The sequence below is a fragment of the Nocardia sp. NPDC005978 genome, from assembly GCF_040614455.1.
GTDB lineage: Bacteria > Actinomycetota > Actinomycetes > Mycobacteriales > Mycobacteriaceae > Nocardia.
The window spans coordinates 39,435-47,017 of sequence record NZ_JBEXUS010000062.1 but is presented as its reverse complement, the minus strand read 5'-3'; the positions used below and the strand labels follow the sequence as shown (position 1 = coordinate 47,017).

At 70.5% G+C, this 7,583-nt stretch carries 5 protein-coding genes and 3 pseudogenes; 5 read left to right on the top strand and 3 right to left on the bottom strand.

Annotated features, from left to right (window positions below; genetic code table 11):
* A pseudogene (locus ABZ319_RS25415) lies at positions 1-1,038 on the top strand (hypothetical protein); the annotation flags it as partial.
* Between the two features lie 62 nt (positions 1,039-1,100).
* Here the strand turns inward: ABZ319_RS25415 and ABZ319_RS25410 are convergent.
* Both ABZ319_RS25410 and ABZ319_RS25405 read right to left on the bottom strand, forming a co-directional pair.
* Positions 1,101-1,811 carry a hypothetical protein gene (locus ABZ319_RS25410; protein WP_354988980.1) on the bottom strand — a complete coding sequence of 237 codons (711 nt, stop codon included), beginning with the start codon at positions 1,809-1,811 and terminating at the stop codon, positions 1,101-1,103.
* Between the two features lie 122 nt (positions 1,812-1,933).
* The gene (locus tag ABZ319_RS25405) at positions 1,934-2,947 is read right to left on the bottom strand and encodes an LLM class flavin-dependent oxidoreductase (RefSeq protein ID WP_354988984.1); all 1,014 of its coding nucleotides are present in this window, start codon (positions 2,945-2,947) and stop codon (positions 1,934-1,936) included.
* A gap of 123 nt (positions 2,948-3,070) precedes the next feature.
* Between ABZ319_RS25405 and map the strand changes: the two genes are divergently transcribed.
* The 4 genes and pseudogenes from map to ABZ319_RS25385 all read left to right on the top strand — a co-directional run bounded on the left by map (position 3,071) and on the right by ABZ319_RS25385 (position 6,525).
* Positions 3,071-3,934: a type I methionyl aminopeptidase gene (map, locus tag ABZ319_RS25400; RefSeq protein ID WP_354988979.1), complete on the top strand. Its 864-nt coding sequence runs from the start codon at positions 3,071-3,073 to the stop codon at positions 3,932-3,934.
* A 154-nt stretch (positions 3,935-4,088) separates the two neighbouring features.
* A pseudogene (locus ABZ319_RS25395) lies at positions 4,089-5,234 on the top strand (cobyric acid synthase); the annotation flags it as partial.
* Positions 5,235-5,519: 285 nt separating this feature from the next.
* A pseudogene (locus tag ABZ319_RS25390) lies at positions 5,520-5,882 on the top strand (cobyric acid synthase CobQ); the annotation flags it as partial.
* A 79-nt stretch (positions 5,883-5,961) separates the two neighbouring features.
* Positions 5,962-6,525, top strand: a complete 564-nt coding sequence (locus tag ABZ319_RS25385; RefSeq protein WP_354988978.1) for an alpha/beta hydrolase — start codon at positions 5,962-5,964, stop codon at positions 6,523-6,525.
* Here ABZ319_RS25385 and ABZ319_RS25380 read toward each other — a convergent pair.
* Positions 6,505-7,443, bottom strand: coding sequence for an alpha/beta hydrolase (locus ABZ319_RS25380; protein ID WP_354988983.1), 939 nt, complete (start codon positions 7,441-7,443; stop codon positions 6,505-6,507). The genes ABZ319_RS25385 and ABZ319_RS25380 overlap by 21 nt on opposite strands.
* Positions 7,444-7,583 lie beyond the last annotated feature (140 nt).

The window sequence follows — 7,583 nt, the reverse complement described above, 5'->3', positions numbered from 1 at the left end:
CGGCGGCGCGCGCCGCACGTTGCGGGCCCCGTGGCGTCCGCGCCCGCCGGCCGTACTGCGTTGTCGCGCGCCCGGATCGACGAGTTCAGCCGTCGCCTGCACAGTCCCGCCGCCGTCGTCGTCCTCCTGGTCGGCAGCGGAATCCTGTTGACCGTCTACGAGACTCGCGTCGGCGGTGACTTCATGCACGGGCGCATGCTGCTGCCCCAGCTGTTCTGCCTGCTGCTGCCGGTCATGGTGCTGCCGCTGCGACCGGTGGGGACCGCGGCCGCACGCCGCCGCGCGGACTGGACCGCGACGGCCGCGCTCGTCGCGCTCTCGGCCATCATCGGCTGGGCGCTGTTCGCGGCCAACACCACCGCGATCACCTCCGGCACCGAGATCCGCGCCACCGGCATCGTGGACGAGCGCATCTACTACGTCCTGCTCAGCGGCCACGACCACCCCATCCGGGCCGAGGACTACCTGGACTTCCCGCGCATGCGGCCGCTGATCAACGACCTCGCCGAGACGCCGAACGGCGGACTGGCGATCAACCTGCCCGACCAGACCTATTGGTACGTCATCCCGCCGCCGGAACCCGTCCCCGCCGGCGGCACCGGCCACACGGTGTACTTCCTGAACCTCGGCATGTCGAGCATGAACGTGCCCCTGGACGTGCGCGTCATCGATCCGGTCGGATTGGCGTATCCGGTTGCGGCGCACAGTGACCGGCTCACCGACGGCCGGATCGGGCACGACAAGAACCTGGACGCCAGCTGGGCGGTGGCCGATACAGGGGTGGTGGCCCTGCACCCGTGGATGGCCGCGCACATCCGGGTCCTGCATGTCGAGCAGGCGCGACAGGCGCTGTCCTGCCCGCAGACCCAGGACCTGCTGGCCTCGTCCCGCGCGCCGCTGACCTTCACGCGGTTCCGGAACAATCTGCGCCAGGCCTTCGGCTTCGCGAGCACGCGCATCGAGCGGATCGCGAAATACGATCTGCAACGCTGCGATCTGCCCGAACCCCCGTTCCCGGGGCCGTACTACCCCAACTGACGGTCGTGACCGCGGTGCGATCACGCACCGCGGTCACGGAATAGCAAGGGCGTGAACGCCAATCAGGGTCCCGCCGCGATTCGCCCGGGCCCTGGTTCGGGCGCCGGTGGCGGCGGCGGGGTGGTGTAGAAGTAGATCGCGCCGCCGCCCGCGCCCAGCGCCGCCCCGGCCGCGCCGCCGATGATGCCGCCGGTCAGGGCCCCGCCGCCGCAGCCGACGATCGCGCCGACCGGGATGAGCACGACGCCGAGCCCGCCGAGTCCGATGATCGCCGTGCCCAGCACCGTGGACAGGCCGCCGAGGATCGCGCCGATCCCGCCGCCCAGCAGACAGCCGCCGACCGCGCCGGTGGTCGTGCCGACCAGCAGGCCGATGCCCGCGCCCGCGGCCAGTTCGCCGTTGAGCCGGTCCTGGGCCGCGCCCTGATCGACCGGACCGGTCACCGGCCGGTAGAACGCCTGGGCCACATCCAGACTCGGGGTGATGACGGCCGTGCCGCCGTCGATCTTCACCGAGATCGGGAACAGGAAGTCCGCGAGCCGGAAGCTCAGCGGCAGGGTGGAGAGCACTCGGCCGTCGCCGCTCAGAATCACCAGGTGATTGCCGTCCATGGCGAAGGTGCCGTCGTCGATCGCCACCTCGAGGCTCGACGCCGTCCGGTGCACGTGGAACGGCGTGGCGGGCAGCACCGGCTCGGCACCGCCCGTTCCGCTCGCCAGGAGCGGGAACACCAGTGCCGGGACGAACAGAAGCGGTACGTGGCGCAGCTTCATTCGAACTCTCCTGATCGGTGCGCAAACCGTTGATCCGGGTAGTCGAAAACGCGTTCGTTGCCAGGGCCCCGCAAGGCCCTAGCAGACAGTACTCGCTGCGGTGCCGCGCCGGAAGGCCGTGCTCAGCGCACCTGCGGGGCGACCTTCGTGCCCAGCAGGTCGATGGTGTGCAGCACCTTCTCGTGCGCCAGCGTGCCCACGCTCGCGTGCAGCATGAAGCGGTCCAGTTCGAGGGTGTCGCGCACGTCCGCGATCTTGGCCGCCACCTGGTCCGGGGTGCCCACGAACAGCGACCCGCCGGGCGAGCGCAGGGCGTCGAACTGCTGCGGGGTCATCGGGCCCCAGCCGCGCTCGCGGCCGATGCCGCTCATGGCCCGCGCGTACGGCTTGTAGAAGTCCGCGACGGCCTGTTCCTCGGTGTCGGCGACGTAGCCGTGCGCGTGCACGGCCACCGGCTGCCGGTCGTGCCCGCCCTGCTCCAGCGCGCGGTGGTAGAGATCAACCAGCGGCTTGAACCGGGCCGGCTGCCCGCCGATGATGGCGATGGCCAGCGGCAGGCCCAGCAGGCCCGCGCGGATCACCGATTCCGGGCTGCCGCCCACCGCGATCCAGACCGGCAGCGGCCGATCCTCGGTGCGGGGGTAGACGACGGCGTTGTCCAGCGGCGCGCGGAACTTCCCGGACCAGGTGACCGGGCCCTCCTCGCGGATCTTCAGCAGCAGGGCCAGCTTCTCGTCGAAGAGTTCGTCGTAGTCGGCCAGGTCGTAGCCGAAGAGCGGGAACGATTCGGTGAACGAGCCGCGCCCGGCCATGAGCTCGGCCCGGCCGCGGGACAGCCCGTCGAGCGTCGCGAAATCCTGGTACACCCGTACCGGATCGTCGGAGCTCAGCACGGTGACCGCGCTGGTGAGCTGGATCCGCTCGGTGCGCGCGGCGATGGCCGCCAGCACCATGGCGGGGGAGGAGGCCGCGAAATCCTCGCGGTGATGCTCGCCCACGCCGTAGACGTCCAGCCCGGCCTGTTCGGTGGCCACGGCCTCGTCGACGACCTGGCGCAGCCGCTCACCGGCGGTCGGCACCGGTCCGTCGCCGCCGACGGGATGAGTCTCGGCGAATGTCGTCAAACCCAGTTCCATGGCAAGTCGCCCTTCCATCATTGTTTCCAAGTCAACCGAAAGCTTAAACGGACTGCGGTCCGGAAATGTTCCCGGCTGGCCTCCGCCGCGAAGCCCCCGCGCGGTCCGGATACTCTTGATCCCATGTCAGTGCGCACCCGCAAACCCCTCGTTCCCGGCACCCAATCACCCATTCGCGAGGTGCCGAAATCCATCGAGCGGCCCGAGTACGTCTGGAAGAAGACGGCCAAGGAGGGCAACGAGCCCTGGGTGCAGACCCCCGAGACGATCGAGGCCATGCGGGTCGCGAGCAAGCTCGCCGCGCAGGCCCTGGAAGAGGCGGGCAAGGCCGTCGCCCCCGGCGTCACCACCGACGAGCTCGACCGCATCGTGCACGAGTACCTCATCGACAACGGCGCGTACCCGTCGACGCTGGGCTACAAAGGTTTTCCCAAATCCTGCTGCACCTCGCTGAACGAGGTCATCTGCCACGGCATTCCGGACTCCACCGTCATCGAGGACGGTGACATCGTGAACATCGATGTCACCGCGTTCATCGGCGGCGTGCACGGCGACACCAACAAGACCTACCTCGCCGGTGACGTGGACGAGGAGGTGCGACTGCTGGTCGAGCGCACCGAGGAGGCCACCGCGCGCGCCATCAAGGCCGTCAAGCCGGGCCGCGCGCTCAATGTCATCGGCCGCGTGATCGAGGCCTACGCCAACCGCTTCGACTACGGCGTGGTGCGCGACTTCACCGGTCACGGCGTCGGGCCGACCTTCCACAGCGGCCTGGTGATCCTGCACTACGACCAGCCCGCCGTGGAATCGGTCATCGAGCCGGGCATGACCTTCACCATCGAGCCCATGATCAACCTCGGCGGCATCGACTACGAGATCTGGCCCGACGGCTGGACCGTGGTCACCAAGGACCGCAAGTGGACGGCTCAGTTCGAGCACACCCTGGTCGTCACCGACACCGGCTCGGAGATCCTGACCCTGCCGTGAGCGGTTCCTACCTTCGTGCCACCGGTGGTCCCCGGCCGGTGCGTGGCGCCGGTTTCTCCCGGCTGTCGCTCGAACGCGAACCGCTTCCCCGGGTACTCGTCGACCGGGCCGGTGGCTCGGCGCCGATGTTCGGTGTGCGCGCGGAGCGCGACCGGTGAAGGGCGCCCTGCTCATCGCGGGCACCACCTCGGACGCGGGCAAAAGCGTTGTGGTGGCGGGGCTTTGCCGGTTACTCGCGCGCCGGGGCGTGCGGGTCGCGCCGTTCAAGGCGCAGAACATGTCCAACAACTCCGTCGTCACCCTGGACGGCGGGGAGATCGGGCGTGCGCAGGCTCTGCAGGCGCGCGCCGCCGGGCTGGAGCCGAGCGTGCGCTTCAACCCGATCCTGCTCAAGCCGGGTAGTGACCGGCGCTCGCAGTTGGTGGTTCGCGGCCGGGCGATCGACACCGTCGGGGCCAAGGACTATTTCCGCCATCGCACCGAACTGCGCGCGATCGTCGCGGAGGAATTGGCCGGTCTGCGGGCCGAATTCGACGTGGTGATCTGCGAGGGCGCCGGCTCGCCCGCCGAGATCAACCTGCGGGCAACGGATCTGGCGAACATGGGCCTGGCCCGCGCGGCCGATCTGCCGGTATTGGTGGTCGGCGACATCGACCGCGGCGGCGTGCTCGCGCACCTGTTCGGCACCGTCGCGGTGCTGGAACCCGAAGACCAGCAACTCATCTCGGGCTTCGTCATCAACAAGTTCCGCGGCGACGTCGATCTGCTGCGCCCCGGCATCGACCAGCTCACCGCCCTGACCGGCCGCCCCACCCTCGGCGTCATCCCCTTCGCCGAGGATCTCTGGATCGACGCCGAGGACTCCCTGGGCACCGTCGCCGACGCCCCCGTCGGCCGCTCGCTGCCCCCGCGCGGCGCGGACTGGCTGACGGTGGCCGCTGTCCGCCTGCCCCGCATCTCCAACTCGACCGACGTCGAGGCTCTGGCGTGCGAGCCCGGCGTCGCGGTGCGCTGGGTCACCGACCCCTCCCGCCTGGCCGGCGCGGACCTGGTGATCCTGCCCGGCAGCAAGGCCACGGTCTCGGACCTGGACTGGCTGCGCCGCACCGGAATAGCCGACGCGCTCCTCGCCCGCGCCGCCGCGGGCGGCCCCATCCTCGGCGTCTGCGGCGGCTACCAGATGCTCGGCCGCACCATCACCGACACCGTCGAGTCCGGCGCGGGCACGGTCCCCGGCCTCGGTCTGCTCGACCTCGAGATCGAGTTCGCCGACCCGAAGGTCCTGCGCCGGGCCACCGGCCACCTCGCGGACGGGCCCGGTCTCGCGCGCGGCGCGGATCGGGTCTACTCGCCCGAGGCGGACGACGACGCGATTCCGGGCTTCGTTGCGCCGGACGCGATATCGAACACAGCCGTCGCGGCCGCGATCTCCGACACAGCTCGGGGCTCGGCGGCTGTGGCCCCGGGCACGTCGGCGTCCGGCCCCGCGCCCGTCGCCGGGAGCGGCCCGACGGGCGCGAGCGGGATCGTTCCGGCATCGGCAGCTCCTGGCGGCCCCGCGGAGCCGGCAGCGGCCGAAAAGGCAATCCCCTTGCGGGGCTATGAGATTCACCACGGGCGCGTCCGCTCCAACGGCGACGCGCCGTGGCTGGTGCTCGAGGGGGAGCCCGAAGGCAGTGTGCGCGGGGCGATCTGGGGCACGCACCTGCACGGTGCGCTGGAATCGGACGACTTCCGCAGGGCGTGGCTCCGGGAGGTGGCCGCTCGCGCTGGTCGGCGGGGTTTCGTTGTCGCCGAGGACGTTTCGGTGGCCGCGGTGCGCGAGGCGCAGCTGGACCTGCTCGCGGACCTCCTGGAGAAGCACCTCGACCTGGACGCCCTCGAACGGCTCATCGCGGCGGGCGCGCCCGCCGGCCTGCCGACGCTGACGGTGCGCGCGAGCCTCTGACGCGGCGGCGGTGACGACCATCACGAGAATCCGCGCGACAGGCGTCCGGGAGTTTCGCGCGCCGTGTAGCGTCTTCGAAATGGAATCTCGGCGGATCACGGTCGGTGATCGCGAGTGGGGCGTACGGGTCGGAGGCAACGACTCCCGGCATCACGTCGTACTACTACCCGATGCGGGCGATCCGGCCGACGTATACGACGGGGTCTGCGATCGACTGCAGACCTCCGACCTGCGCACCATCGTCATCGAGCCCGCGCCCGGGCTCGACACCAAGACGGTCTTCGCGCTGCTCGACGAGCTGAAGGTGCCCTGGGCCAATCTGGTCGGCTGCGGTACCGGCGCGGACCTCGCCTGGCAGCTCGCCGCGCGCGGCTTCGGGCGTTTCATGAGCCTCATCGCCGCGGGCAGCGGACACCCGGCCGCCCCCGGCGTCGACGGTGAGATCGCCGACGCGACCTGCCCGCCGGTGGAGATCCCCACCACGCTGCTGGCCACCAAGCGCCTGCCGGCCCCCGTGGCCGAGGGCTCGGGCAGGCACGTCTACGGCGAATTCCGGCTCGTGCCGGTCGATGTCGCGGACGTGGCCGCCGAAGCGGGCCACGAGCTCGCCACCGAGATCGTGCTACGCACCAGCTTCTGGTGAGGTCGGCAACCACCTGAGCCACGAGTCCAGTTCGTCGAACGCCCGCGTGCGCGGGCGTTCGGCCGACAGGAACACGTCGTGGCGCGCACCCTCGATCGGCACGATGTTCGTGCGCGTGCCCAGACAGCCCGACCAGCGCTGAATCTGCCGCACGTCGAGCACCACGTCGGCCACGTCGGCGGCGGGGCCGTACTTGCTCATGAACCGGGTCACCTTGGACCGCAGGATCAGCGCGGGCACGCCGATGTCCAGGCCCTGGTGCAGGCGCGCGTGCCCGCGGCGCACGGCCCGCAGCCAGCCCGCGTGGACCGGGAATCCGGCGAGCGGCTTCCAGTCCAGGTTGTAGTCCCACTCACCGGACTTGGTGTGGTGCAGGCTTTCTCCGTACGTGGAGATCGAACCCAGCGGCAGTTTGGCCAGCCCGCTCAGCCGCCCGATCGTGTTGATCAGCGGCGTGCCCAGCGAGCGGTAGTACGACGGGCCCTGCAGGTCGAACCACGGGCTGTTCAGCACCAGCCCGGTCACGCCCTCGGCGCGCGTGCGGCCCGCCGCGTGCAGGCGATGCATCCACAGCGACAGCACCAGCCCGCCGGTCGAATGTCCCATCATGAGCACGGGCAGGCCGGTCTGCTCGCGAATGATGCGCAGCGACCGATCGAGTTCCACGTCGTACAGCGACAGGTCGCTGACGTAGTGCGGCGTCTGCCCGGGTCGCCGGGACCGACCGCATTTGCGCAGGTCCAGCGCGTAGAAGGCGTAGCCCTGGGCCGACATGTGCTCGGCCAGGTGCTCCTGGAAGAAGTAGTCGGTGAATCCGTGCACGAACAGCACCGCCTGGGTCGCGACGGGCGCGTCGGCGGGGGTGTACCGGACCAGCGTGGCGATCGCTTCGCCTTCGCCGTCCGGATCGATACCCATGGGTATCGTCAATTGCTGATAGGCGTCTCCGAGGACATCGGGTTGCCAGGTACCCGGGGCCTTGGACGGCGCGGATGAGACGGCTGCAGATGACGTATCGGAGGTCACATATCCAAGGTAGCCGCCCGGCCGCCCAGTGA

Bases quoted from the DNA above. Each gene is read 5' to 3' on its own strand.
- ABZ319_RS25405 (WP_354988984.1), bottom strand. From the start codon at position 2,947: ATGGAACTGGGTTTGACGACATTCGCCGAGACTCATCCCGTCGGCGGC.
- map (WP_354988979.1), top strand. From the start codon at position 3,071: ATGTCAGTGCGCACCCGCAAACCCCTCGTTCCCGGCACCCAATCACCC.
- ABZ319_RS25380 (WP_354988983.1), bottom strand. From the start codon at position 7,443: ATGGGTATCGATCCGGACGGCGAAGGCGAAGCGATCGCCACGCTGGTC.
- ABZ319_RS25410 (WP_354988980.1), bottom strand. From the start codon at position 1,811: ATGAAGCTGCGCCACGTACCGCTTCTGTTCGTCCCGGCACTGGTGTTC.
- ABZ319_RS25385 (WP_354988978.1), top strand. From the start codon at position 5,962: ATGGAATCTCGGCGGATCACGGTCGGTGATCGCGAGTGGGGCGTACGG.